Origin of the sequence: Phaeodactylibacter luteus (genome assembly GCF_007993045.1) — a bacterium.
In the GTDB taxonomy this organism is placed as follows: Bacteria; Bacteroidota; Bacteroidia; order Chitinophagales; family Saprospiraceae; genus Phaeodactylibacter; species Phaeodactylibacter luteus.
Map to the genome: position 1 here is coordinate 1 of NZ_VOOR01000197.1, position 515 is coordinate 515.

Annotated in this window: 1 protein-coding gene; it reads right to left on the reverse strand. The window is 47.6% G+C overall.

Features of this window, described 5'->3' with window-relative positions; all coding sequences use genetic code 11:
• Positions 1 to 28: 28 nt before the first annotated feature.
• Complete coding sequence (locus FRY97_RS23420) at positions 29 to 412, reverse strand: transposase (protein ID WP_394349368.1); 384 nt, start codon at positions 410 to 412, stop codon at positions 29 to 31.
• Positions 413 to 515 lie beyond the last annotated feature (103 nt).

Sequence of the window (515 nt, forward strand, 5' to 3'; positions counted from 1 at the left end):
TTCAAAAAATTACCGAACTATTGCACCACTAGACATTTTGAAAAATCAATTGATATTTCCCTTTGGTGATTTTGCTTAAATATCGTTTAAACTGAGCCAAATTCGGGGCCCTTCGCTTGAGTATATCGAGCCCTTTGAGGAAGATTGATACTGCCCTATACTCGAAGCCGGAAGCCTTGTCTAGGACCCATCGGATACCGTCCCGCCGCTCTTTTATCAGCCCCTCTCTGATAGCTAATATATATACGAGCACGGCGATGGCCATCATCAAATGGCGTTTTTCTCGGCCCTGCACATTCATCGCCTCCAAGTTGACCCCATTGCTCTTCAGGTGCTTAAAGCAGACCTCAATCTGCCAGCGCCATTCATAGAGCCGGCTTGCCTGTGTGGGGCTGTGCAAGTTGGTAAGCAGGTAGACAAGCTACTCCTCTGCGCCCGGGCGCGGGTTTTGCATGACAATATAATGGAGGCACATACCGTCCATCATTATCTTCTTGGTGACCTTTTTGCCTTTT